The 23,656-nt window shown below is 63.7% G+C and carries 20 protein-coding genes; 12 read left to right on the top strand and 8 right to left on the bottom strand.

Annotated features, from left to right (window positions below):
* Positions 1 to 36: 36 nt before the first annotated feature.
* Entirely contained in the window at positions 37 to 990 is a 954-nt protein-coding gene (locus tag ACOZ4I_RS17890) for an AEC family transporter (protein WP_424005248.1), read from the bottom strand.
* A gap of 151 nt (positions 991 to 1,141) precedes the next feature.
* Positions 1,142 to 2,011: a GAF domain-containing protein gene (locus ACOZ4I_RS17885; protein ID WP_424005246.1), complete on the bottom strand. Its 870-nt coding sequence runs from the start codon at positions 2,009 to 2,011 to the stop codon at positions 1,142 to 1,144.
* Between the two features lie 433 nt (positions 2,012 to 2,444).
* Between ACOZ4I_RS17885 and ACOZ4I_RS17880 the strand changes: the two genes are divergently transcribed.
* The 7 genes from ACOZ4I_RS17880 (at position 2,445) to ACOZ4I_RS17850 (ending at position 10,168) form a co-directional block, all read left to right on the top strand.
* Positions 2,445 to 3,212 (top strand): IclR family transcriptional regulator, encoded by a 768-nt coding sequence (locus tag ACOZ4I_RS17880; RefSeq protein WP_424005245.1) that lies wholly within the window; start codon positions 2,445 to 2,447, stop codon positions 3,210 to 3,212.
* Positions 3,213 to 3,611: 399 nt separating this feature from the next.
* Entirely contained in the window at positions 3,612 to 5,033 is a 1,422-nt protein-coding gene (locus ACOZ4I_RS17875; RefSeq protein WP_424005243.1) for a substrate-binding protein, read from the top strand.
* A gap of 241 nt (positions 5,034 to 5,274) precedes the next feature.
* On the top strand, positions 5,275 to 6,216 hold the full coding sequence (locus tag ACOZ4I_RS17870) for a branched-chain amino acid ABC transporter permease (RefSeq protein ID WP_424005241.1): 942 nt from the start codon (positions 5,275 to 5,277) through the stop codon (positions 6,214 to 6,216).
* On the top strand, positions 6,213 to 7,355 hold the full coding sequence (locus ACOZ4I_RS17865) for a branched-chain amino acid ABC transporter permease (protein WP_424005240.1): 1,143 nt from the start codon (positions 6,213 to 6,215) through the stop codon (positions 7,353 to 7,355). Before ACOZ4I_RS17870 ends, ACOZ4I_RS17865 begins: the two co-directional genes overlap by 4 nt.
* Complete coding sequence (locus tag ACOZ4I_RS17860) at positions 7,355 to 8,116, top strand: ABC transporter ATP-binding protein (protein ID WP_424005239.1); 762 nt, start codon at positions 7,355 to 7,357, stop codon at positions 8,114 to 8,116. Before ACOZ4I_RS17865 ends, ACOZ4I_RS17860 begins: the two co-directional genes overlap by 1 nt.
* Positions 8,113 to 8,856: an ABC transporter ATP-binding protein gene (locus ACOZ4I_RS17855; protein WP_424005237.1), complete on the top strand. Its 744-nt coding sequence runs from the start codon at positions 8,113 to 8,115 to the stop codon at positions 8,854 to 8,856. The genes ACOZ4I_RS17860 and ACOZ4I_RS17855 overlap by 4 nt, the downstream gene beginning before the upstream one ends.
* Before the next feature lie 55 nt (positions 8,857 to 8,911).
* A complete protein-coding gene (locus tag ACOZ4I_RS17850; RefSeq protein WP_424005235.1) occupies positions 8,912 to 10,168 on the top strand; it encodes a PQQ-binding-like beta-propeller repeat protein in 1,257 nt (418 codons plus the stop codon).
* A gap of 93 nt (positions 10,169 to 10,261) precedes the next feature.
* Here the strand turns inward: ACOZ4I_RS17850 and ACOZ4I_RS17845 are convergent, their stop codons facing one another.
* The gene (locus ACOZ4I_RS17845; protein WP_424005234.1) at positions 10,262 to 10,672 is read right to left on the bottom strand and encodes a cupin domain-containing protein; all 411 of its coding nucleotides are present in this window, start codon (positions 10,670 to 10,672) and stop codon (positions 10,262 to 10,264) included.
* A gap of 165 nt (positions 10,673 to 10,837) precedes the next feature.
* On the opposite strand from ACOZ4I_RS17845, the gene ACOZ4I_RS17840 reads away from it, so the two are divergent.
* The 4 genes from ACOZ4I_RS17840 to ACOZ4I_RS17825 all read left to right on the top strand — a co-directional run bounded on the left by ACOZ4I_RS17840 (position 10,838) and on the right by ACOZ4I_RS17825 (position 15,698).
* Positions 10,838 to 11,674: a phosphoenolpyruvate hydrolase family protein gene (locus ACOZ4I_RS17840; protein WP_424005233.1), complete on the top strand. Its 837-nt coding sequence runs from the start codon at positions 10,838 to 10,840 to the stop codon at positions 11,672 to 11,674.
* Positions 11,675 to 11,702: 28 nt separating this feature from the next.
* On the top strand, positions 11,703 to 12,920 hold the full coding sequence (locus ACOZ4I_RS17835; RefSeq protein ID WP_424005231.1) for a Tm-1-like ATP-binding domain-containing protein: 1,218 nt from the start codon (positions 11,703 to 11,705) through the stop codon (positions 12,918 to 12,920).
* A 1,070-nt stretch (positions 12,921 to 13,990) separates the two neighbouring features.
* Positions 13,991 to 15,112 (top strand): DUF3179 domain-containing protein, encoded by a 1,122-nt coding sequence (locus tag ACOZ4I_RS17830; RefSeq protein ID WP_424005230.1) that lies wholly within the window; start codon positions 13,991 to 13,993, stop codon positions 15,110 to 15,112.
* Complete coding sequence (locus ACOZ4I_RS17825) at positions 15,105 to 15,698, top strand: hypothetical protein (protein WP_424005228.1); 594 nt, start codon at positions 15,105 to 15,107, stop codon at positions 15,696 to 15,698. Before ACOZ4I_RS17830 ends, ACOZ4I_RS17825 begins: the two co-directional genes overlap by 8 nt.
* A 244-nt stretch (positions 15,699 to 15,942) precedes the next feature.
* On the opposite strand, the gene ACOZ4I_RS17820 is transcribed toward ACOZ4I_RS17825, so the two are convergent.
* Genes ACOZ4I_RS17820 through ACOZ4I_RS17810 form a run of 3 tightly spaced genes read right to left on the bottom strand, consistent with a single transcriptional unit; the run spans position 15,943 to position 19,250 of the window.
* Complete coding sequence (locus ACOZ4I_RS17820; RefSeq protein WP_424005227.1) at positions 15,943 to 16,542, bottom strand: ECF transporter S component; 600 nt, start codon at positions 16,540 to 16,542, stop codon at positions 15,943 to 15,945.
* 49 nt (positions 16,543 to 16,591) lie between these two features.
* Complete coding sequence (locus ACOZ4I_RS17815; RefSeq protein WP_424005225.1) at positions 16,592 to 17,419, bottom strand: energy-coupling factor transporter transmembrane component T family protein; 828 nt, start codon at positions 17,417 to 17,419, stop codon at positions 16,592 to 16,594.
* Positions 17,412 to 19,250 (bottom strand): ABC transporter ATP-binding protein, encoded by a 1,839-nt coding sequence (locus ACOZ4I_RS17810; RefSeq protein WP_424005224.1) that lies wholly within the window; start codon positions 19,248 to 19,250, stop codon positions 17,412 to 17,414. Before ACOZ4I_RS17810 ends, ACOZ4I_RS17815 begins: the two co-directional genes overlap by 8 nt.
* 422 nt (positions 19,251 to 19,672) lie before the next feature.
* On the opposite strand from ACOZ4I_RS17810, the gene ACOZ4I_RS17805 reads away from it, so the two are divergent.
* Complete coding sequence (locus tag ACOZ4I_RS17805; RefSeq protein WP_424005222.1) at positions 19,673 to 20,530, top strand: MBL fold metallo-hydrolase; 858 nt, start codon at positions 19,673 to 19,675, stop codon at positions 20,528 to 20,530.
* Positions 20,531 to 20,582: 52 nt separating this feature from the next.
* On the opposite strand, the gene ACOZ4I_RS17800 is transcribed toward ACOZ4I_RS17805, so the two are convergent.
* Positions 20,583 to 22,199, bottom strand: coding sequence for a class I adenylate-forming enzyme family protein (locus tag ACOZ4I_RS17800; RefSeq protein ID WP_424005221.1), 1,617 nt, complete (start codon positions 22,197 to 22,199; stop codon positions 20,583 to 20,585).
* Between the two features lie 146 nt (positions 22,200 to 22,345).
* Positions 22,346 to 23,632, bottom strand: a complete 1,287-nt coding sequence (locus tag ACOZ4I_RS17795) for an MFS transporter (RefSeq protein WP_424005219.1) — start codon at positions 23,630 to 23,632, stop codon at positions 22,346 to 22,348.
* Between the last annotated feature and the right edge of the window lie 24 nt (positions 23,633 to 23,656).

Genomic DNA, 23,656 nt, shown 5'->3' with positions numbered 1-23,656 from the left:
GGGAGGTCGGACGACTGAACTCCCTGCGGCCGGCACTCAGATGATCGTCCCCGATTGGAGGAGGGCGACCAGTACGGTCAGGACGACGACGCCCGCGAGCGTGGTCACGTAGATCGTGGTACTCAGGTACTCCGGCGCAGTGATACCGTCGATCACGCTCCCGTCGGCGTACTCGATAGTCAGCGCCAGCGGGATGACGGCCGCGGGCGTCGCACACTCCAGGACGAACACGCGAGCGACTGTCGGATCGTCGAAGCCGAGTGCGAGCGCGATAGCGACGCCGACGAACGGCGCGACACCGAGTTTCAACACCGACGGCGTGATCGTCCGCGAGACGGCAGAGACGTCGGTGTCTGCCAGTTGAACCCCCAGGATGAGGAGCATTATGGGTATCGACGAGTCGCCGACGAGCTGGAGCGTGTCCATGAGAGCGGTGTCCGCCGACGGCACGAGGCCGCCGGCTCGGACGAGCACCGCCGCGACGACGGCGTACACTAGCGGGAGCCTGAAGATCTCTGCGACAGAGCGCCGCGCGCTCCGGTCTGTCCCCTGTGAGGCGATGTACACGCCGAGCGTGTAGACGATCAGGTTCTGGATCGTGAGATAGAGGACGGCTGTGGTCCGACCGACGGGGCCGAACGCGAACTCCGAGAGCGGGATGCCGATAAACCCGGAGTTGGGAATCGCCGCGGCGAGCATGAGCGCCCCGAGCAGTGGTCCCGATTCCCCGGTCGCCTGTCCGACGACCCAGGCGATGCCGACCATCACGAGCGCGTAGGCGACGACGCCGACACCGAGCTTGAGCACGGCTGTCCCGCCCAGTTGCGTCGTCGCGATACTGTGAAACGCGAGCGCCGGAACGAGCACGTAGAGGCCGACCGTGTTCAGCGAGGCGACGTCGATATCGGTCGTCCGCGTCAGCAGATAGCCGACCGCCGAGATGGCGAGGATCGGACCGACGGCCCCGGTGAACGCTCCGATCAGCGACATCGTCGGTGAGCGGTGTCGGTCACTGACGGCGGGCGGTGCTGGTACATGCGACGCTCCGCAGCGGGGAGTGACATCATCTGTCTATCCGAAACCTGGGCACTACCGCCATATTACTCATTTGGTCCATCGTCGCTCCTCGATTCGAACGACTTCAGACCGCCCTCGACCGCTTCACCCAGCCGATGCGCGTGATGGCCTCCGCACCGAGCTGGCCCAGCAGCCCGGCGGCTTCGAGGTCGTGTTCCGCGAACGCGTCGACGACGACGTCGCCGGCGCTGAGGACGCCGTGTTCGCCGATCGGGACGTACAGGCCAGACTGGAGGTCGCCCCGGTTGTGATCGTCTTCGGTGAGTTCGTGATCTGCGTGGAGTTCGGGCTCGCCGGTTCGGAACGTTCGCGCGGCAGGGGTCTCCTCGTCCACTGAATAGTCGGGGCGGTCACCGGCCCGTTCCAGGCACTCCTCGGTCGCGACGACCGTTCGCAGGAGTTCGTCGTCGGTGTCGACCAGCCGAACCGTCGTGTTGACCAGTCCGAGGATGTTCTTCGCGGCGTCGGCGATGATTTCCGCGACGTCCTGTCGAGAACTGACGGACCGGAGCTCCTGGCTCGTCTTCCGAAGCACCTCGATCCGTTGCTCGCGCCGCTTCACGTCGGTGATATCCTGGACGGTACCGTACAACCGCTGCCTCCCGTCAGCCGAGCGTCGCGGCTCACAGCGCATCCGTATCGACCGCTCGGTCGTTCCCTCTCCGGTGAGAGCCACGTCGATGGTGAACGGCTTCGTTTCCGATGTTGCCGCCGCAAATCGCTGTCGTACTGTCTCTGCATCCGCTTCGGTGTAGCGATCGACGAGGTCGTCGAACGAGAGCGCCTGGTCCGGGTCGACGCCGTGGATCTCCTTGGCTTGCCGGCTCCACCAGGTCTCCTCGCTCGGGACGTCGTGGGACCACACGCCGACGCCGGTGAGTCGCTGGAAACTCGACAGGAGTGCCAGACACTGCGCTTCGTCCAGTGAATCCATCGACTGTCCATCTCGTGGGATGCCCATGTTTCTGTTAGCAAATCACGCAGACGTTCGGTAAAAACCTTCGTATAGGTGCCCGTACAGCATTTAGCGCCGTCAGCGGTGTTGTGATTGCTGAGCTCCACCTTTATCGCCGTCAGCGGTGTTGTGATTGCTGAGCTCCACCCACAACTGTCTCAGTTACGGCGGAACTCGATGGGGCTCCTGGCGATGGATTCAGTCAGCGGCCAGTCGCGAAAGAACTGCGGTTGGAAAACAAGTCAAAAATTATATCATTTCGACTGTATGGACAGTCGGCGCGGCTGTTGTCGAGGATCGATTACTGACAGTACTTGCGATCGATATTCACATAATGCGAACAAAGCGCCTGTTTGCAGGGCGTATTCGCATAATGGAAATCGTTATGGCGTCGCCACAGGATGGTAGAGGTATGATCGAGCATTCCGACGGTCGGACGCTCAAGACGACTCGAACCTCCCTGGAGATTCTCACCCTGATTCTGGAACACGACGGACTGACGCTGGCCCAGCTCGATGGAATGATCGAGAGCCCGAAGAGTTCGATCCTCAGCCACCTCAACACGCTCTGTGACTGTCGATATCTGGTGAAGTCCGACGGCACGTATCACGTGAGCTTTCGGGTGGCCTTGCTGGGCGAAACGGTCAGATCTCGCTATCCCAGCCGGGAACGCGTCAGGACAGTTCTCGAAGAACTGGCCGAGACGACCGGCGAAGAAGCCAACTTCACCATTTTCGAACACGGCCGGCTGCTGTTATTCCACGGAACGTCGGGCAACGCGGCGACCGAGGAAGACGAGGCCGACTACCGCTCTGAGTACTACCTCCACAACACGGCCGCTGGAAAGGCGATCCTCTCGGAACTCGACCCGGATCGGGTCGAGCGAATCCTCGACAAGTGGGGGTTACCACGGGAGTCGGAAGCCACGATCACGGACCGAGAGCGACTGTTCGAGACGCTCGAAGCGGCCGCGGACCGCGGTTACGGCGTCGTCGACGAGGAGTTCGCACCCGGACTCGTCGCCGTCGGAGCGACCGTTCACCGCGACGACGGAACTGTTCTCGGTGGGCTGAGCGTTGGCGGCCCGAAGTACCGGGTCGACCGGACGCGCATCGACCAGGAACTGGGAGATCAGTTGCTGGACGCCGTGGGCGCGCTCGAATCCACACTCCAGTCGTAGTGGTTCGATGATCACCGATAGAATAACGGATGTACGTGTGTTATTTGCCTGTCCGAGTTTCTGTGACCGAACGTCCATCATCTTTCAACGTATTATGCGAACGGACGCCCCGGTTGCCACCGTTCGAGCCGCTACGGACAGAGAGGCGAGTGATCTGGGGACAGCTGGACGGCCAGTGCGGCCTGGCGTTCGCATAATGTGAATATTTGGGGGACGCTTTCGATTCGTGTTGCCCCCATCGGCTGAACGGTCGGTCGGAGAATTGTGCGGTTGAATAAAATGATTGTTTGTGGATAACTCTCATGGTAACTGTTCTGGTCAGCCCGTAGTGGCGCTCGCGATCGATCCAACACTATTAATATAGCAGAAGTTTTAAATAGCTTGTTATACGAATCTCGTATGGACGTTCCAAACATGACCAGAGATGCAGAAGCGGTGGACGGGACCAGGCGAAGCTATCTGAAAGCAATCGGGACCGCCGGCATCGCTGCCGGTCTCGCCGGCTGCTCCGGTGGTGGCGGGAGCGGGGACGGTGGCGGTGGAAGCACGGGTAACGGAGACAGCAGTGGTGATGGCGGTGACGGAGGAACTGAGTACGCTTCCATCGGGAACTTCCCACCCGAGGGCGATACCGTCTCCATCGGATTCAACGGACCGACCTCGGGTGCGCTCGGCCCCGACGGACAGGATCAGGAGAAGGGCTTCGACCTGGCGGTCACGCACCTCAACAACGGGGGTGGGCTGGTGGACTACTGGGACCGGCTGAGCGGTGACGGTATCATGGGTCATCAGGTCGAACCGTCGAAAGCCGACACGGCGGGGAGCGCCGACACCGCGCAAGACAACATCGACCGGATGATCCAGCGGGACAACATCCAGTTCTGGACCGGTGGGATGTCCAGCACGGTGACGATGGCGATGCAGAACGTCGCCCAGCGCGAGAAAGTGCCGTTTATGGGCGGCAACTCCACATCTGCTGGAATCTCGGGTGAGAATTGCTCACGATACTACTTCCACCCGACGTTCCACGCGGAGATAATCGGGATGGCGATGGGTGAGGCCGCGCCCGCCGTTCTCGGCGAGGACCGATCGCTGTTCCACATCTACATGGACTACTCTTACGGGCAGTCGAACCGCGACGCCGCCCGTAAGTACCTCACCGAACAGGGGCCCTGGGAGGACGCCGGCGGTGCCGCCATCGCAGAGGGTGAGACCGACCACAGTTCCCAGATTCAGGCGCTCGAAGACTCCGGCGCCGACACGCTGTACTTCTCCAGTTTCGGGAACTTCGCGGCCAGCGGGCTCGCACAGTTGCGTGACGCGGGGCTGACAGACGATGTCGACGTCATCATCCCACACGTCAGTGCGTTCACGCTCGATCCCCTCGGCGCGGACGCTGAGGGCGTCCTCGGGATGGAGCCGTGGAACCCCAACGCGGACAACGAACCCAGCCGGGTGTTCGTCGAATCCTACAAGCAGGAGTACGACGAGACACCCAACCAGAGTTCGATGCACACCTACGAGTCGATGATGGTCTACGCGGCCGCCGTCGAGGAGGCTGGCACGTTCCACCCGCCGACGGTGGTCCGAACGCTCGAAGAGTTCGAGTGGAGTCTCGCGTGGGGCGACTCGGCGTACCGGACCTGTGACCACCAGGTCGAACGCCCGTGGTACCTCGTGCGCGGCGTCGGGGACGACCGTGCAGAGGAACTCGGGATCCGGACGGAGATCGTCGAGACGACCGATCCGCTCGTCTACGAGTGCAGCGAGTTCCCGGCGTCCAACTGCGCGATGGGCGAGAATTCGTACGGAGACGAGTAGCGACGGACGCGTCCGACGAACCTCCATCGACAGCCTCCGGTCGACAGGCCGTGAGTGGAGAGTCGGAGACGAGGTCCGGTCGAACTGCAACCGTGGCGGCTCGTGCGAGAACGGTGGGGTCACTCCGCCGCGAGTTCCCGCTTCAGGGTTCACCGAAACGCAAGATTAACATACCAGATGGAATCAGTACTAATCGTACACCCATGAGACGGATAATCACACCTGTACCGAGGTGGCAGAGATGAGTATCGACGGCATCGTCGGCTTCCTGTTCATCGCCTTGAGCGTCGCGTCCCTGTACCTGCTGGTCGCGGTCGGTCTCTCGATCGTGTTCGGCTCGCTCAAATACGTGAACATGGCCCACGGCGTGCTGTACCTGGGGGGTGCGTACATCGGGCTTCTCATCGCGTCGAGCGAACAGTACGGCGGGCTCTTGGGCGAGATGGGCCAGGTCGGACTCGGCTGGGGGTTCGTCCCGGCGCTGATACTGACTCCGATCGTCATCTTCGGTCTCGGTATCGTCATGGAGCGGTTCGTCGCGAAGCCGTTCTACGAGCGCGACCTCCTCGACCAGTTGCTGGTGACGTTCGGTATCCTGATCGCGGCACAGGAGTTCGTCGCCATCATCTTCGGTCGGACGGGGACGATCTACCCCCGGCCCGAGTGGCTCACGGGGGCGATATCGCTTCCCGCGATCGGCACGCCGCCCGGAATGAGTGCGGCATCGACGATCCGGGTGCTCGTCGTCGCGCTCACGCTCTTTCTCATCCTGGCCATCTTCGCGTTCTTCAAGTACACCGACTACGGCCTCGCGGTTCGCGCGGGGACCGAGGACTCTGAGATGGCCCAGATGCTCGGGATTCGAGTCGGCCGCCCGTTCTTGCTGATATTCGCGGTCGGCTCCGCGTACGCGGGGCTCGCGGGCGTTCTCGGCGGGTCGCTGTTCAACGTCACCTCGGGAATCGGTATGGAGATCATCATCCCGTCGCTGGTCATCGTCATCATGGGTGGCGTCGGCAGCCTCAGAGGAACCGTGATCGGCGCGCTCCTCGCCGGGCTCTTCTTCGCGACGGCCACGGAACTCGTGCCGAGCATGACCCGGGCCAGCATCTACCTGCTGGCCATCGTGGTCCTGACGCTCAGACCGAACGGGATCTATCCGTCGACGGAGATCGGACAATGAGCATGGACACGATTCGCAACAGCTTCGACGGCGACTCGTCGGTACTCAGCTGGGAGACGTGGAATCAGATCAAACACACCGAGCGCTTCGTCTTCCTGTCGTCGGTCTTGTTCGTGCTCCTGTTCTCGTACACGTTCGGCCGCGCACCGGTGATCTCGGACGTGTTCCAGGGGTATCACGGACTCGCGATGACGATACTCATCTGGTCGATCTTCGCTCTCGGCTTCAACCTCCTCCTCGGCCAGACCGGACTCCTCTCGTTCGGCCACGCCATGTTCTTCGGGACGGCGAGTTACGCCGCGGCGCTGTTTGCGATTCACGTGTACAACGAACCACTCCTCGTCGTGCTCGTCGGGACGCTGGCCGCAATCGTCCTCGGCGTGGTCGCGGCGTTGATACTCCTGCGCCTCCACACGGTGTACTTCTCCATCGTCGCGCTCGCCATCGCCCAGTTCCTCTACTTCCTCGCTCGGGAGCCCTTAGTCGAGATCACCAAGGGGATCAACGGCCTCGACGTCCCGCGGGTGCCACTGCTCGGCATCATCGAGCTAGAGCACGAGTACAGCGGTCTCGTGGGCACGCTCCTGGTGAATAACCTCTACATCTTCATCGGCGTCTTCTTCGTCGCCGTGGTCGCGCTCATCACGCGGATCCGAAAGTCGCCCTACGGGCTGATCTTCAAGGCGATCCGGGAGAACGAGACGCGTACCGCGTTCGTGGGGATCGACGTCTGGCGGTACAAGTTCGCCGCGTTCATGCTCTCGGCGGCGATCGTCGGACTCGCCGGGGGGCTGATGGCCGTCAATACGCAGTTCGCCGGCGTCGAGCGCCTCTACTGGTCGGTCAGCGGTGACATCGTCGTGATGACCGTCCTCGGCGGGCTGGGGACCCTCGCCGGTCCCGTGATCGGGACGTTCGTCTTCTTCTACTTCAAGGGCATCGTCAACGGGTTCCCCACGCTCGGGAACTACTGGCTGCTCCTGCTGGCGCTTTCGTTCACCGCGGTCGTGTGGGCTTACCCCGACGGTATCTGGGGGATGATCACGGACTTTACCGCTGCCCTCCGCGACCCGAAGGCACTGGCAGCGAAAACGAAACGACGGATCGCGAACCTCGTTCCGAACGGGGGTGACCGGTGATGGCGCTGCTCGAAACGCGCGGGCTGACGAAGGAGTTCGGCGGCCTCACCGCGCTCGACGACGTCGATATCGCCGTCGAGGAGGGTGAGCTTGTCTCGCTGATCGGCCCGAACGGGGCTGGCAAGTCGACGCTCATCAACACGATCACGGGACAGTTGTCGCCGACGCGGGGCGACGTCACCTACGCCGGGACCGACCTCGTCGGGATGAAGCCCTTCGAGATCGCCCAACTCGGCGTCGGGCGGTCCTTCCAGACCGCATCGATCCTGCCAGAACTCACGGTCCGCGAAAACATCCAGGTCGCCTCCTTCGCGGCGGAACACGGCTCGTTCAGGGTCAACTTCCTCCGCCGCCGGGACTCGTTCGACGCCGTCCAGGAGCAGACGAACGAGATCCTGGAGACCATCGACCTCGACTCGAAGGCCGACATGGACGCCCGGTCGCTTCCCTACGGTGACAAGCGTCGCCTCGAAGTCGCTATCGGTCTCGCGACCGACCCCGACCTGCTGTTCATGGACGAGCCGACGGCCGGGATGTCGCCGGCGGAGACCGAGATGACGGTGGACCTCATCGGCGACCTCCTGACGGAGTGGGGGATGACGATCTTCCTCGTCGAACACGACATGGACATCGTCTTCGACGTCTCCGACCGCATCTTCACGCTCCATCAGGGACAGTTGATCGCGCGCGGAACGCCGGAAGAGATCAGAGAGCACCCGGCCGTTCGAGAGGCCTACCTCGGCGGAGGTGACGGGGCGTGAGTCTCCTCCAGCTAGACGACGTCCACTCCTATTACGGACCGAGTCACATTCTCCGAGGCGTCTCGCTCTCCATCGAAGAGGGCGAGGTCGTCACGCTGCTCGGACGGAACGGCGCCGGCAAGACGACCACCGTCCGAAGCATCGCGGGCACCGAACCGCCGGAGGTCCGGTCCGGCACGATCCGTTTCGACGGCACGGACATCACCGATTGGCCGGCCGACGACGTCGCGATGGGCGGCATCGGTGTCGTCCCCGAAGGACGCCGGCTGTTCAGCGAACTGACAGTCGAGGAGAACCTCGAGATGTCCAAGATCACCCGCGGTTGGTGGAACCGGATCCGCCGCGGGGGGCTGGGCGGTGACGACAGCACGATGACGCTCGGGGAACTCTACGACCTGTTCCCGCGACTGGAGGAGCGACGAGAGCAGGAGGCCGGCACGCTCTCCGGCGGCGAACAGCAGATGCTCTCGATCGCACGGACGCTCCGATTGCCGGACCTGCAACTGTTGTTGCTCGACGAACCGACCGAGGGACTGGCCCCACAGATCGTCGAGACGGTGGGGAACTCGGTAAGCGAGATCGCCGACCAGGGACTGACGGTCCTCCTCATCGAGCAGAACGTCCGCGAGGCGCTCCGTATCGCGGACCGGGGCTACGTCCTCGACCAGGGAGACATCGTCTACGAGGGGTCTGTCGAGCAACTCGAGAACGAAGACCTCGACGAATACCTCGTCGTCTGACGCCGGGACACGGTAGCCGATAGCATTATTTTCCCGGCGCCGATACGTCGGGTAGATGGCGAACAGATCCCGTCGGCAGTTTCTCGCGTCGATCTCGGCCGCCGCAGTCACAGCCGCCGCGGGCTGTCAGAGTCCCGGGGCCTCGCGGACCGCACATCCTGTCTCCGAACCGATCACGTCCTGGCCGTCGTTCCGTGGGGGCCGATACAACACCGGCTACACGGGCGGCGCGTCGTCGATCGGGTCGAGTCCGTCGATCAAGTGGACCTACGACGCCGACGGGCCGTTCTGGGGAAGCCCAGTCGTCGCGAACGGGACCGTCTACGTCGGTAGTACGGACAATTCGCTGTACGCGATCGACGCCGAGACCGGGGCCGAGGAGTGGACGTTCCCGGCGCGACACCGGATCGAGGCGACGCCGGCCTACAGCGACGGGACGGTGTACGTCGGATCGTACGACAGGCACCTGTACGCCGTCGACGCGGCTGACGGCACGGAGCAGTGGTCTCGGGCGTTCGACGGGCTGATCCGTGGCAGTCCGACCGTGTGGGACGGGTCGGTCTTCGTCGGTGTCGGCTGTCACAATCTGGCCTGTGCGTGGTACGCCGAGGAGACCGACGTGCCGGAGAACGGCTGGATCTACTCGCTCGACGCCGCGTCGGGGGAGACGAACTGGCGCTACGAGGTCGGCACGGAGGTCGTGAGCAGCCCGGCCGTCACCGGCGAACTGATGTATATCGGCGCGTCCGACGGGACGCTGTACGCACTGACGCCCGCGTCGGGCGACGTCGAGTGGACCTACGACACCCGAGACATGATCTGGTCGAGCCCGGCGTTCGCGTACGGGACCGTCTTCATCACCGACTGGAACGGAAACGTCCACGCCGTCGACGGGGCGACGGGCGAGCAGGAGTGGCTCGCGGACACGGCCGGCCGGTACATCTCGGGGTCCGTGGCCGTCGACGAGGAGAGCGTCTACGTCGGCCACACGCCGTACAACACGCTCGACGATCCCACGACGAACCACGCCAAGGTCTTCCGATTCGACCGGACGACCGGAACCGAGGAGTGGACCTTCGAGACGCCGGCCCTGGAGATCGGGAGCAGTCCGGTCGTCACGGACGAGCGCCTCTACGTCGGGAGCCACCGGCAGACCGACGGCGAAGACGTGGGCGTTCACGCGCTCTCGACCGACGGTGACGAAGCGTGGTTCCTGGAGGTCGGAAGCCGAGGCGTCGGTTCGAGCCCGGCGCTCGTCGACGACGTGCTCTACTTCAGTGGGACCGACGCGACGGTGTACGCCGTCGAGTAGCGGTCAGCCATCGTCGCAAGGAGCAGTCACAGTCGACGCGTCAGGCTAGCGGGTCGGGACTTCGCTTCGAAAAAACGCTGACTCGCTTCTGGTCTACGCGTCCGGGACCTCTCCCGGGGGGAAGATCGTCGCCTCGGCAAGGTCTCGGATCTCGGCCTCCGGTCCGGGCGGGCCGTACACGGCGATGAACCGAAGCGGTTCCCACGACGTGTTGATCGTGCTGTGTTCGACGCCGCTCGGGATGTAGACCATCTCACCCGCGCTGACCGACCGCTCTTCGTCGGCGACGGTCTGTTCACCCTCTCCGCTGAGGAAGTAGAGAATCTCCTCGCTCTCGGGATGGGTGTGTCGCTCGTGACCCTTGCCCGGTTCGAGGACCACGACGCCGGCACTGAACTCCTCAGCACCGGTGACTTCGGGTGCGTTCAGCCACTTCAGCGTTCCCCAGTCCAGTTGAATCGTCTCGACGTCGTCTGGTTGGACGAACCGCTTGTCTGCTACCATACCGTGTGGTATCGAACGGCAAGCTATATTAAAGATACTGGTCGAATCGGTGATCCAGTCTATCTCCGAGTGGCAGCCGACGCTAGGAGAACGAGCGGAACCGGTGGTTCGCCGTTGCTGAACCCCAATATTGATTAGGGATTCTATCGATTACAAATGTGCACTATGGAGTTCGCACGACCGGAGTCGCTAGAGCGGCTAGAATCGACTGTACAGGACGACGAACCGATCATCGGAGCGGGTGCCGGGACGGGCATCTCGGCGAAGTTCGCCGAACGCGGCGGGGTCGATCTCCTCATCATCTACAACTCGGGACGGTACCGGATGAACGGGCGCGGATCGCTGGCGGGCCTGCTCTCGTACGGCGACGCGAACGAAATCGTTCTGGAGATGGGTCAGGAGGTCCTGCCGGTCGTCGAGGACACGCCGGTACTGGCAGGGGTCAACGGCACTGATCCGTTCCGCGAGATGGACGTCTTCATCGAAGATCTCCGACGCCGCGGCTTCTCGGGCGTCCAGAATTTCCCCACCGTCGGACTGATCGACGAGGACAGTTCCTTCCGAAAGAACCTCGAAGAGACCGGGATGGGCTACGACACGGAGGTCGAGATGATTCGGGAGGCCAGCGACCAGGGGATGCTCACCTGCCCGTACGTCTTCAACGAGGCACAGGCCCGCGAGATGACCGAGGCCGGTGCAGATGTCATCGTGTCGCACATGGGCCTGACAACGTCGGGTGACATCGGCGCTGAGACAGCGCTGAGCCTCGACGAGGCGGCCGAGCGGGTCCAGGCCCACCACGACGCCGCAAAGAGCGTCGACGACGACGTGCTTGTGATCTGCCACGGCGGTCCCATCGCGTGGCCGGAGGACGCCCAGTACGTCCTCGACAACACCGACGGCGTCGTCGGCTTCTTCGGTGCGTCCAGCATCGAGCGCCTCGCCACCGAAGACGCGATCGAAAAACAGGCGCGCGAGTTCAAGGACATGACCGTCTCATGAACCGACTGACGCGAGTGGGGTGGCCGCGATGAGCGTCGTCATCGTCGGCACGCTCGATACGAAGGGCGAGGAGATCGGCTTCGCGCGCGATGTCCTCGAAGCCCAGGGCGTCGAGGTGCACCTGATCGACGTCGGCGTGATGGGCGACCCGGAGATCGAACCGGATACCGCCGCCGACGAGGTGGCGGCGGCCGGCGGGTCGTCGCTCGCCGCGCTCCGGGACGACGGGGACCGCGGTGTGGCGATGGAGGTCATGGGCGACGGGGCGGCGGCGATCGCGACCAAACTCCACGAGGCGGGCGCGCTCGACGGAATCCTCGGTCTCGGTGGATCGGGGAACACCTCAATCGCCACGAGCGCGATGCGCGCGCTGCCCGTTGGCGTCCCGAAACTCATGGTCTCGACGATGGCTTCTGGCGACACCGAACCCTACGTCGGGGCCACAGACATCGCGATGCTGTACTCCGTCGCCGACATCGAGGGGCTGAACCAACTGTCGCGGACGGTCATCGCGAACGCCGCGCTCGCGATGGTCGGCATGGTCGCCAACGACCCCGGCGTGGAACTCTCCGAGAAGCCGACGATCGGGATGACGATGTTCGGCGTCACCACGCCGTGCGTCCAGGTCGCCCGCGAGGTGCTCGAAGACCGTGGATACGAGACTATCGTCTTCCACGCTACCGGAACCGGCGGCCGAGCGATGGAGAATCTCATTCGGGAGGGTGTCATAGACGGTGTCCTCGACGTGACGACCACCGAGTGGGCCGACGAACTCGTCGGTGGCGTGCTGTCGGCCGGCCCCGACCGACTCGACGCCGCGGCCGAGCGGGGCATCCCGCAGGTCGTCGCTCCCGGCGCGCTCGACATGGTCAACTTCGGTCCGCGTGACTCCGTCCCGGAGGAGTTCGAGGAGCGAACGTTCCACGTCCACAATCCACAGGTGACACTGATGCGAACGACGCCCGAGGAGAACGCCGAACTCGGGCGCATCATCGCGGAGAAACTCAACGACGCGACCGGCCCGACGGCTCTCGCGCTCCCGCTCGGCGGCGTCTCGATGCTCGACGAAGACGGTGCGGAGTTCGACGACCCCGAGGCCGACGAGGCGCTGTTCGATGCGCTCCGCTCCCATCTCGACGAGTCGATCGAACTGATCGAGTCGGATGCCGCGATCAACGACGAGGTGTTCGCCCGGACTCTCGCCGAGACGCTCGACGCATACATGCAAGAACGTTCCCACAACTGACACCGAACGACCGTGCGAACTGACTTGCTGGGTGGTGCGGGGATGACTGCAACGGCTCTACTTCGCGTCCCTCGGAAAGTCAGCGACCTCGCGCTCGTTACAAGCGCTGGCTGAGAGGATCTATCGTGCTGGGTGCTTCGGACCGAAGACGATTGGCCAGTCCCATCAACGGGTCTTCTCGTTCCAACAAAAGGATTCTCGAACCGGGCGAGACTGGTCTGGATGTCCGCCTCATTCTGTCATTTCTCCATCCTACACGCCCAAGCCAAACATTTGAAATCACTAATGGAAATAAGGGAGCAATTAATCTATTTATAACTCTAAAATAACGAAATATAAATCCATATTTGGTCGGATGGAGACATTTAAATCGTAGTCGGTGCGATAGCAGTCCATACACTCTGACCTTCTCTGTCTCCGCTTCGCGAGCGGTGGTCGACGAGGACTGTGCCGGTGTGGCGGGGACGTGGCCACAGTATACGGGGTCACTGAGTTCGCGACGGGCAGATTCTAGCTCTCTAGAGTCAACAAATTTCCCCGGAATAATTCTACACTCAAACCACGAGCCATGGATGCCAACGAGGGGGAAATCCCGGCCCAGACGTGCGGGAAACCTCACGCTACAGGTGACGGCGATGCGACCGTCGTAGAGTGCCCACTCTGTGTGTTTGCGGGTAATGCCCGAGGAGTGTACAGACATTTACAGAAGTCACATCGGAAAAGCGAACTCTGCCGTGCGTTACTGACAGATTCGCCGCAGCTGCAGCCGTCCGAGGCAGACTGACAAGGAGCGAAACAGCCCAGCGACTGCGGTCTCCGTGACGCAATTCTGTTGCACCCCTCTGAAACTGAGTCGGCCAAAGAGCTTGCTGATGCGGTAGCTGGCAAGTCTTCCTGAGCGCCGTTGTTCCCTTCGTTCGTGCTACCTGACGAGCAACCCCGCTCTTTCCTGTACGGGTCAGAATGGCTACTGAGACCGGTGACGCTTCGACCGGGCACCTCTTCGTGAATGTGTCTCACTCCTGCACAGTCGCTCAACTGTTAATGACATCGATCGATTAGTACCACCGATGGCGCGTCTCACACGGCGGCAAGTTCTCGCCGCTGCCGCGCTTTCGTCGCTCGGCGGTTGCGTCAGTGATGAGACGGCGGGGGGCTCGACGACACCGTCGGCGACCGCCGGGTCTGGGACTGCCGAATCGAGCGGCGAGACAGCAGGCGCGCAGGAACTTCCGACGGCCGAGGAGCGTCTCCCCCTCCCGATGAGCCCGACCCGCCTCCGCGAGCAGGCCCGCTCTGGCGGGCCGCCCAAGGACGGGATTCCGTCCATCGACGAACCGGCGTTCGTCGACGCCGGGGCCGTCGACTACCTCGATCCCGGTGATCCCGTGTTCGGCGTGGTCCGTGATGGGACGGCGAAGGCGTATCCACAGAAGATTCTAGCCCATCACGAAATCGTCAACGACGAACTCGCCGGGACGAACGTCGCGGTGACCTACTGTCCGCTGACGGGAACCGTCCAGGGGTTCGAGCGCGGCGGGACGACGTTCGGCGTCTCGGGCCGCCTGCTCAACGCCAATCTCGTGATGTACGACCGTGCGACCGAGACCTGGTGGCCTCAGATGCTCGCGACCGCGATCCCGGGGCCGTGGAACGAAGAGCCCCAGATCCGCTCGCTCAGGGAGTTCAGGCTCGTCTGGACGACCTGGAAGCGGTGGCGTGAACACCGGCCGGCGACCCGGGTCCTCTCGCCGGATACGGGCCACGCGCGGAACTACCAGCGCGATCCGTACGGGTCCTACAACCCGCGCCGGGGCTACTACGACAGCGACTCGCTGCTGTTCGCGCCGCTGTACGAGAGCGACCGCTTCCCGCGAAAGACCGTCGTCATGGGAGCGCGGACCGCCGACGGAGCGGTCGCCTTTCTGAAAGACGCGCTGGCGACCCAGCGATTGATGACCGGGACACTCGGTGACGACTCGGTCCTCGCCGTCTCCGATCCCCGTCTCGAGACTGGCTACGTCTATCTGAACCCGGCACAGCACGCCTACGAACCGGACGGCGACGCGGTCGTCGGACCCGACGGCGCGACTCACGCGCCCGACGCGCTTCCGCTGGCGAGGATCCGCACGTTCGACGCCATGTGGTTCGCGTGGGCGGGCTACTACCCGGACACGAACGTCTATGGGTGACCTGTCTCTCGCTCGACGGTCGAAGGCGGCCGCGTCGAAAACGCGCACAGCGACGGCGCTGACCGTTCGTCGACGCGACGCCCGCCTCGTCACGCTCACGGTGACGGTCGGGTACTTGCTCGTCTATCTCTGGGCGCTGGGCCACCTCGCGCCGGGACTCGGTGGCTACGCCGTCTCGGTCGTCGACGAACCACTTTCGCAACTGTTTCGCCCCGCACTCGGCCCGTTCTCGTTCACGCCGGTGGCACGTGTCCAGCTCGGACCTGTGACCTACCTGTTCTCACTCAATACCGTTCTGGGCCTCGGCATCGCCGCGTTAGTCGGGCTGAACCTAGGACTGACCTACCTCGCGTGGACGCAACCGACCGCGTGTGGTCTTGGCCAGTCCTCGACCGGTTTCCTGGCGAGCATTCCCGCAGTGCTTTCGGGAACGGCCTGCTGTGGTCCCGTCGTGTTGATCGTCCTCGGCATCCAGGCGTCCGGCGTGCTTCTGACGACCTTTCAGTACCTGCTACCGATCGCCGCACTCCTGGTGATCGGGAGTCTCGTACTGATCAGCCGACAGATCGATCCGCAGCGTCTCTGACTGTGTCTTCACGGAGACGGAGATCTTCTTTGACTGGTGGGGGCAAAGTGCTCCCCATCTGTCTACCTCTCAAATATAATTCCACTTCTTGGATAGATACAGTCAAAAACTCTCATTTAGGAGTCATTAAGGCAATATCCAATCGTAAAATGACTATCCTGTTTGTGTATACTGTTGCCGATCTGTCTGGGCCCTCTCACTGTTACTCAGCGGTATGACTGCTATCACCTCCTCCGCGCGCGGATCAGGTGTTCTGCGCCACGTCGGTAGCGATCGGATAGGTCGACAGCACACCTGTTCGTGCGAGCCTGTCGGCCAGCAATTTTCCCAGAAACCCGCTCAAAACCGCGCCGCTGAGACCGTGACCGACGACGAGACCGACCTGCATCGGGAGCGCCAGCGTGTGGAAACTGGACGGGACGTAGATAATCACAAGTGCGAGGAGGCCCGCGGACGCGCCGCTCGCGAGCATGACCGGCAGATCGTAGCGACCGTACCGGGAGAGGACGAACGGAATCTCCGAGCCGATACGGGCGACGATTGTGGGAATGGTGACCGCGAGTCCGAACGGCGTCAACGGAACCCACACCAGACCGACGAAGATTCCGTTCAGGACCGACGCTCCGGGCTTTCGGACGACGTACAGCGCGACGAGCCCCGGGAGGTAGAACAGTCCCGAATTGAGGACGGTCGCGAGGGGACCCAGTGCGGCTCGAATCGTGAACCCCGCAAACACTACGGGTAGCAGCGCTAGCCCGGGGACGATTCCCAGCGCGGCGACGACCAGCAGGTCTCTCGTTTCCCAGTTCGCCAGGCTACTCCACCGCGGCGATATCGAGGCCATCAATCGCCGCTTGTCGGCCCGTTCGCTTAAGCTTTAGGCCTACCTAAAATCATCTGAGGAGCGACAACGCACCGAGCAGGTCCATCTCCCAGATCAGCCAGACGATCGCTCCCGAGAGCGCCCAGAACGCGGCGACGAATCCGATGTCTGCCGGACAAATCGATTCTTTCCGGTAGTGAGTCCGACTGTCGAACGCGCCAAATGCACGGGCGTCCATGGCCAGTGCGGTCCGTTCGGCCCGTCGAATCGCGTTCACGAATAGGGGAATCGCGTACCGACTGACTCGCCGGAGACGTCCCCGAATTCCGTTCCCCTCCGGCACACCACGGATCCTGTGTGCCCCACGAACGGTCCGTAGGTCAGCCCGGATCATGGGCGCGAACCGGAACGCGGCCATCGCACTGTAGCCGATCCGGTACGGGAGACCGAGGTTCTGGACGAGCGCTCGGAGGAACGACTCGGTGTCGGTCGTCAGGACAAACAGCATGGACAGTGTGGCCAGTGCCAGTATCCGAAGCCCGGTCGCCGCCCCGATTCGCAACCCTGCCTGTCGTACCGAGACCGGGCCGACCACCGCGACGACCGGCGACGATGCGACTTCGGGACCACCGACGACGAACGGATACACGAGGACGAAACTGGCCGCGAGACCGACCAGCGGCATCGTCAGCGTGAGATAGTGGACCGGAGAGTGACCGCTGAGGACGACCGTGACGACGACCGATAGTCCCACGAAGGCGAGTGGCGTGTACGGGTCGGTGACGAGCATCAGCAACCCCATCGCCGGCGTTATCGCCAGGAGTTTGCTCACGGGATTCAGTCGCGAGAGGAATCCTGTCCCCTCACCGCCGCTCAGTTCGAGCGCGGTACTACTCACAGTCCGTCCCCCCATCGACAGCACTGGACGAGCTATGGCCGCCACACGATGCGCTTGGGGCAGCGCGGTCGATACACCAGCGATAGCACCGGTCGAGCGTCGCGAGTCCAGACCAGCTCGGAATCCGTTCCGAGAGCGCTGCCAGCGGTGGCCGTGCGAGATGTGCCGACGAGAGCGTCTCGGGATCCTCGAACAGCGCCGCCGGTGTCCCGTGGAACTGGATCGCTCCATCGACTAGCACGGCGACGGCGTCCGCGTATTCGGCGACGATTCGCATGTCGTGGGTGAGCACGACGACGGTTCGTCCGTCGTCGTGGAGCTGGGAAAGCGTCTCCAGCAAGGCGTCAGTGTTTGCCCGGTCCTGTCCGTACGTGGGCTCGTCGACGATGAGCGTCTCCTGGCCGACGACGAGCATCGTCGCCACGCTGAGTCGACGTTTTTCACCGTGGCTGAGCGTGTACGGGTTCGCGTCGGCGTGTTCGCTCAGGTCAAAGCGTTCGAGCGTCCGCTCGACGCGGCGGTCGATGTCGTCAGTGTCGATATCGAGCTGTCGGAGCCCGTAGGCGAGTTCGGCCCGGACGGTATCGGTGACGAACTGTGATTCCGGGTTCTGGAACACGTATCCGACGTGGCGACTGATCTCGCTGGCGGGGAGTTCCGTTACGTCTCGCCCGTCGACGAACACCGTCCCGGGAGGTGGGGAGTGGACGCCCACGCAGTGTTTCGCGAGTGTCGACTTCCCCGCCCCATTCGCTCCGACGAGCGCGAGGAAGGTCCCCTTCGGGACGGTGAGATCCACGTCGGACAGCACCGGTGCGTTCCGTTCGTTGCTATCGTAGCCCGCCGTCAGCCCGCGTATCTCTAGCGCGGGCGGCCCCGTCGATTGCCCGCACGCGTCGGCTGTCACGCTCATCCGTTCGAACTCGCCGCAGTCCGTCTGGCTGTCGGGCTGGTGTCGTGAGCGTTCGCCACCGCTTGCAGACACCGCACGGACGGTGTCGGCCGCCTGTTCGGCCGTCAGCGGCAGCGGTTCCGACACCGGCCAGTGACCGTCTTCCCGGAGCGCGAGTCCGAGCCGCGTCACTTCGGGAATCCAGACCCCCTCCTCTCGGAGCAGGCGCGCGTGCTTCGACAGTACCTCTGTGGGTGTGCCGTCGTGTAGGATCCCCCCGTCCGTTTCGAGGACCACCACACGGTCGAACACGTCCACTAGCGACTCACACTGATGTTCGATCACGATGAGCGTGCGGTCGTCGTCCCCAGCGAGCTCTCGAACGAGTTCGTAGACGGTCTCGGTTCCCTGGGGATCTAGATTCGCCGTCGGTTCGTCGAGGACGAGCATCTCCGGTTCCATCGCGAGTTGGCACGCGACCGCCAGCCGCTGTTTCTCCCCACCAGAGAGCGTGTCGATCCGGCGGTCCTCGAACCCGGAGAGGGAAACCGCTTCGAGTGCCGCCGCGATTCGGTCCCCGATTTCGTCCGGCGGGAGACGGAGGTTCTCGAGACCGAACGCGACCTCGGTTTCGACGGTCGAGGTGACGAACTGTGACTCGGGATTCTGAAACACGAGGCCCACCCGCCTCGCGAGAGTGACCTGGTCCGCGTCGGCGACATCGAAGTCACAGACCGTTATCTCCCCCGTCAATTCGCCCGGCACGGCGTGCGGGACGAGGCCGTTGAAACACCGTGCGAGCGTACTCTTCCCGGACCCCGAGGGGCCCAGTAACAGCACGCACGACCCGACCTCGATATCGATGGAGATGTCTGTGAATGTCCACTGTCGGTCGCCACGGTACCGGAATCCAAGTTCGTTCGTCTCGATGTGTGACATGCGTTCGAACTCCGTCCACGACGAGTGCTACCGACGCGACCTGGTCGCTCTGTCTCGTCGCGGTGCCGCTCGACTGTCGACAACGTATGGAGAGGGGGCTTATTTTTGTTTCCCTATCGACAGTATCTGGCCGATTTTTCGTCGTGAGTGCTGTCGGGCTGACGGTAGAAGGTATAAGTCGGTCGGCTGTCAACATGTCGAATCGATGTCCCGATTCGAGCAGCGGCCCGGGCGTCTCGTCCGTCTGCCGCGTCGTTCGTCCGTGAAGCAGTTCGTATCGCCACCGACACCCGAGACAAGCGTGTCCAGTCCCGAGAAACGCGACCGATGTACAGTCGTACAGAGGCGGGCCACGCGTCGGGAACGGGCCGCCGTGTCGGCTGCGAAGACCAGTCCGTTCGTCGTCGGGGGTGCCTGAGTCGATGGTCGAGATAACGGTGCTCTCGGACAACACGGTGGTCGAACCGTTGCCCCGTGGCCTCCGCGGGGAGTGGGGGTTCGCTGCCGTCGTCGACGACGTGCTCCTCGACACCGGACAGTCGGCCGCCCTCCACAACGCGTCGCTGCTTGACGTCCCGGTCGACCAACTGGACGACATCGTCGTGAGCCACACGCACTACGATCACACCACCGGACTGCTCGACTTCCTCGAGGAGATGGACCACCCGAACGTCTATCTCCACCCTGAAGTGTGGACCCACAGGGAACTCGCCCGGGAGGGCGCGTTCGAGGGCGAGCCGCTGGGGATTCCGTACGACAGATCGACTATCGCGGCGAAAGCCGATATCGTCGAGCACCGCGAGCCGGTGGAAGTCGCCGACGGCATCTACGCGCTGGGAGAAATTCCGCGAGAGCACCCCGACGCCGTGATCGGCCGGGTTCACGACGAAGACGGCATCCGCGAGGATCAAATCCCGGACGACCAGTCGATAGTCGTCGAGACCGGCGACGGTCTCGCGCTCGTCCTCGGATGCTGTCACGCCGGATTACGGAACACGGTCGAGCACGCGGAAGCGGTGTGTGATGGGACGGTACGGTACATCATCGGTGGCACCCACCTCGTCGCGTCGACTCCCGAGGAAATCCACGACGTCGCCGACTGGCTCGACGGGACGGTGGACCTCATCGCAGGCGCACACTGTACCGGGAGCGAGGCGGCGGGAATCCTGAACGAACGGCTCCCCGACGTGTTCACGTCCATCGGCGTCGGCAGCAGGATCTCGCTCGAGTCGGCGACGGTGACGAGTCCTCTGGCTGGTGCCGGGTCGGCCGGCCGGTAACGGCACTCGACCACCTCCTTCTGAGGGTCACAACAGTCCCAGCGAGTCGCACTCAGAGCGGCAGGTCGATTCGCTCTCTGGCTTCCGCTCTGAGGGCGGCTTTGTCGACTTTTGCGGTTCCGGCGAGCGGGAGGCGGTCCTTGCAGAACACCCGCCGGGGATGTGCGTAGTTCGGACCGTTGTCGAGGGCGAATCCCTTGATAGTCTCCTCGGTCGCGTCCGGCGCGACCACGAAGGCGACCGGTGCTTCCCCTTTCATCTCGTGGTCGACCCCGACGACTGCCGCGTCCTCGACGGCATCGTGTTCGAGGAGGACGTTCTCGACGTCTATCGGATACACGTTGTTCCCGCCGACCAGTAACATGTCGTCGAGTCGACCGAGGACGTAGTGGTAGCCGTGTTCGTCTTTCCGGACGTAGTCGCCGGTCCGCATGAACCGCGTCCCCCCGCGTTCGACGAACGTCTCCTCGTTCGCCTCCGGGCGGTTGTGATAGCGCGCGAGCTGCGGATTGGCGATCAGGAGTTCGCCGGCCTGGCCGGGCGGCAGTTCCTCGTCGGTCTCTGGATCGACGACCCGAGTCTCGCACCCGGGCAGGGAGAGTCCGGCGCTTTCGCTCTTTCGCGGTCCCCAGCGCGGCGAGAGCGCCACCACGCCGGCCTCGGTGAGACCGTAGCCTTCGCCGATCGGCGCGCCGAACAGGGACTGGAACGTGTCGGCCAGCGAGTCCGGGAGATTCCCGCTGCCGGCGACCGCCCACTCGACACTCGAGAGGTCGTGTTCCCGGGCGGCTTCCTCGTCGCGGGCGAGCGCTTTGAACATGGCCGGAACGCCACGAAGGTACGTCACCTCGTATGCCTCGATAGCGCCGAACACGTCCGCCGACTCGAACTCTCGCATCACGACGACGCTGCCGCCGACCTGCAACAGCGGCTTGATCGCACCCGCCATCGCGTTCTTGTGGTACAGCGGTGCCGCCACCAGACCGCGGTCCTCGCGCTCGAGATAGTGTACTTTCTGGACGGCGTCGCTATTCCAGTCCACACCTCGGTGGGAGATGACGACGCCCTTCGGGTGACCGGTCGTCCCGCTGGTGTAGGGCTGGAGCGCTGGATCGTCGCCGTCGACGTCGACCGGAACGAGGTCGGCAGCGGCCTCGTCCATGCGTGTCGCGAACGGCACGATAGCGGCGTCGACCGGCGAATCCACATCGGTGTCTTCGCGCACGATCGCGCAGGTGTCCACGCCGTCGACTGCGTCGCTCAGGGCCAGCGACAGAGCACGGATATCAGCCGTGTTACTCGCCACCAGCACCTCCGCGTCGCTGTCGCCGAGCAGGTAGGTGAGCTTCGATTCGGGGAGTTCGACGTTGATCGGCAACGGCACTGCACCGATTTGCATCGCACCGAACAGCGTGTAGAGGTGTTCGAGTTCGTTCGGGAAGCACAGTGCCACTCGGTCACCGCGCTCGACGCCGAGGGCAGACAGCGCGTTGCCCGCCGACGCGACACGCTCGTCGAACTCTCGATACGTGACTTCTTCGCCCGTTTCGCCGTCGATGAACGCGGTTCGATAGGGGTGGGAGTCCAGTGCGTCTCGGTAGAGTGCACCGGCGTTGGATACTGTCGACTCTGTCCGTCGGTCTCGATCACGGCTCTCTGACTTGCTCATTGGTATGCTGTGTTGCTTCGCTGTCGCAGTGGGACGAACCACTGCGCGGTCGCATCCGTCGAGACCACCGTGAGAACACTAAAGCGTGGTGAGTGAGCAAATCTTGCTCGCTCTCGGGCGCTCGCCACCGCGACGGGCGGCCGATTTCAGTCGGAACTGACGCCGTCAGATTCGGCTGTCACCGAGCCACGCCGCTCTAGCAGCACGTAGCTCGTCACCCCTCCCAGGGCTGCGATGCCGGCGAGGACGAGGAAGGCGCCCCTCACGGTCGAGTACGTCAACACGTACCCGATCATCCCCGCGGCGAAAGAGCCGACGCCGAAGACGACGAAGTAGGTGTAGCCGAACGAGAGGCCGCGGAGATCGGGCGCAGAGTGGTCGGCGATGGTGACCTGGGCGAACGGCTGGAGCGTGAACAGGAGGAATCCGGTGACGGTGGCGACCGCGAGCATCGGCGTCAGTCCCATCGCCATGGCGGGCCCCGAGAGCAGTGACGAAACCGCAAGCAGTCCCAGAGTCACGGTCAGCCCCCGCTCGGGCGGGATGTAGTCGGTGAGTCGGCCACCGAGGTACTGGCCCCCCATCCCCAGGACGAGGATCCCTGAAAACAGGTAGTTACCCACATCGACTCTGGCGAGTGCGGGGGAATCTGGCCGCAACAGCGAGCCCGGACTCGCCTGTGCGGAGACGAGGTCGCCCAGGATCCCCGGGAGGAAGGTGAGCAGGCCGCGGTAGAACAGGCCGTTGAAGATGACCACTGCCAGCACGACGGCGAACCCGGACGCGAAGAGGTACCGGGAGTCCGCGAGTACGCCGTCGAGGAATCCGTCACGGTCCCGGCGCCCGGTTTGCTCGTCGGCCCGGGACTCAGGTACCGACACTTCCTCGTCGATGTCGATACGCAGGCCGAACAGCGCTACGGCCATCGCCGGCAGGGCCAGGAGCGCGGCCACGAGGGTCCAGTCGAAGACGAACAGGAGCAACGCGGTCACGAGCGGACCGGTGACGGTCCCGGCGTTAGCGCCCATCCCGTGGTATCCGAAGGCTTTCCCGCGCTGGGTGAACCCCCTGCTCAACAGCGCGAGGCCGGTGGGGTGATAGACGCTCCCGGCGAGCCCCCAGAGCCCGAGTGCGACCGTCAGCACGACCACGTTCCCCGAGAAGCTGAGCAGGAAGAAGGACAGCCCCATGCCGACGAGGCACGCCACGATGAACTGCTGAGAATCGTAGCGGTCGGCGAGAATCCCGCCGGGGAGCGCACCGACCCCGTAGAGGCCGTAGCCGATGGTGACGATGGTCCCGATGACCGCCCTGTTGACAGAGAACTCGGCAATCCAGACCGTCACGAGCACCGGAATCGCGAGTTCGTACATGTGGACCACCATGTGTGCGAGCGTGACGAACCAGATCGCGTATCGCTCGGTGTCGGTCACGACGTGTCCTCCCGTCGGACGCGA

Source organism: Haloarcula salina, assembly GCF_049603855.1.
GTDB lineage: Archaea > Halobacteriota > Halobacteria > Halobacteriales > Haloarculaceae > Haloarcula > Haloarcula salina_A.
Note: the sequence above shows the minus strand (reverse complement) of the source record. Positions and strands in the feature narration are given on the sequence as shown.

Excerpts from the sequence above, each read along its gene's own strand:
- ACOZ4I_RS17880 (WP_424005245.1), top strand. The coding sequence starts at position 2,445 with ATGATCGAGCATTCCGACGGTCGGACGCTCAAGACGACTCGAACCTCC.
- ACOZ4I_RS17890 (WP_424005248.1), bottom strand. The coding sequence starts at position 990 with ATGTCGCTGATCGGAGCGTTCACCGGGGCCGTCGGTCCGATCCTCGCC.
- ACOZ4I_RS17800 (WP_424005221.1), bottom strand. The coding sequence starts at position 22,199 with ATGAGCAAGTCAGAGAGCCGTGATCGAGACCGACGGACAGAGTCGACA.
- ACOZ4I_RS17860 (WP_424005239.1), top strand. The coding sequence starts at position 7,355 with ATGGCGCTGCTCGAAACGCGCGGGCTGACGAAGGAGTTCGGCGGCCTC.
- ACOZ4I_RS17810 (WP_424005224.1), bottom strand. The coding sequence starts at position 19,250 with ATGTCACACATCGAGACGAACGAACTTGGATTCCGGTACCGTGGCGAC.
- ACOZ4I_RS17845 (WP_424005234.1), bottom strand. The coding sequence starts at position 10,672 with ATGGTAGCAGACAAGCGGTTCGTCCAACCAGACGACGTCGAGACGATT.
- ACOZ4I_RS17830 (WP_424005230.1), top strand. The coding sequence starts at position 13,991 with ATGGCGCGTCTCACACGGCGGCAAGTTCTCGCCGCTGCCGCGCTTTCG.
- ACOZ4I_RS17835 (WP_424005231.1), top strand. The coding sequence starts at position 11,703 with ATGAGCGTCGTCATCGTCGGCACGCTCGATACGAAGGGCGAGGAGATC.
- ACOZ4I_RS17875 (WP_424005243.1), top strand. The coding sequence starts at position 3,612 with ATGGACGTTCCAAACATGACCAGAGATGCAGAAGCGGTGGACGGGACC.
- ACOZ4I_RS17865 (WP_424005240.1), top strand. The coding sequence starts at position 6,213 with ATGAGCATGGACACGATTCGCAACAGCTTCGACGGCGACTCGTCGGTA.
- ACOZ4I_RS17820 (WP_424005227.1), bottom strand. The coding sequence starts at position 16,542 with ATGGCCTCGATATCGCCGCGGTGGAGTAGCCTGGCGAACTGGGAAACG.
- ACOZ4I_RS17825 (WP_424005228.1), top strand. The coding sequence starts at position 15,105 with ATGGGTGACCTGTCTCTCGCTCGACGGTCGAAGGCGGCCGCGTCGAAA.
- ACOZ4I_RS17850 (WP_424005235.1), top strand. The coding sequence starts at position 8,912 with ATGGCGAACAGATCCCGTCGGCAGTTTCTCGCGTCGATCTCGGCCGCC.
- ACOZ4I_RS17870 (WP_424005241.1), top strand. The coding sequence starts at position 5,275 with ATGAGTATCGACGGCATCGTCGGCTTCCTGTTCATCGCCTTGAGCGTC.
- ACOZ4I_RS17805 (WP_424005222.1), top strand. The coding sequence starts at position 19,673 with ATGGTCGAGATAACGGTGCTCTCGGACAACACGGTGGTCGAACCGTTG.
- ACOZ4I_RS17840 (WP_424005233.1), top strand. The coding sequence starts at position 10,838 with ATGGAGTTCGCACGACCGGAGTCGCTAGAGCGGCTAGAATCGACTGTA.
- ACOZ4I_RS17885 (WP_424005246.1), bottom strand. The coding sequence starts at position 2,011 with ATGGATTCACTGGACGAAGCGCAGTGTCTGGCACTCCTGTCGAGTTTC.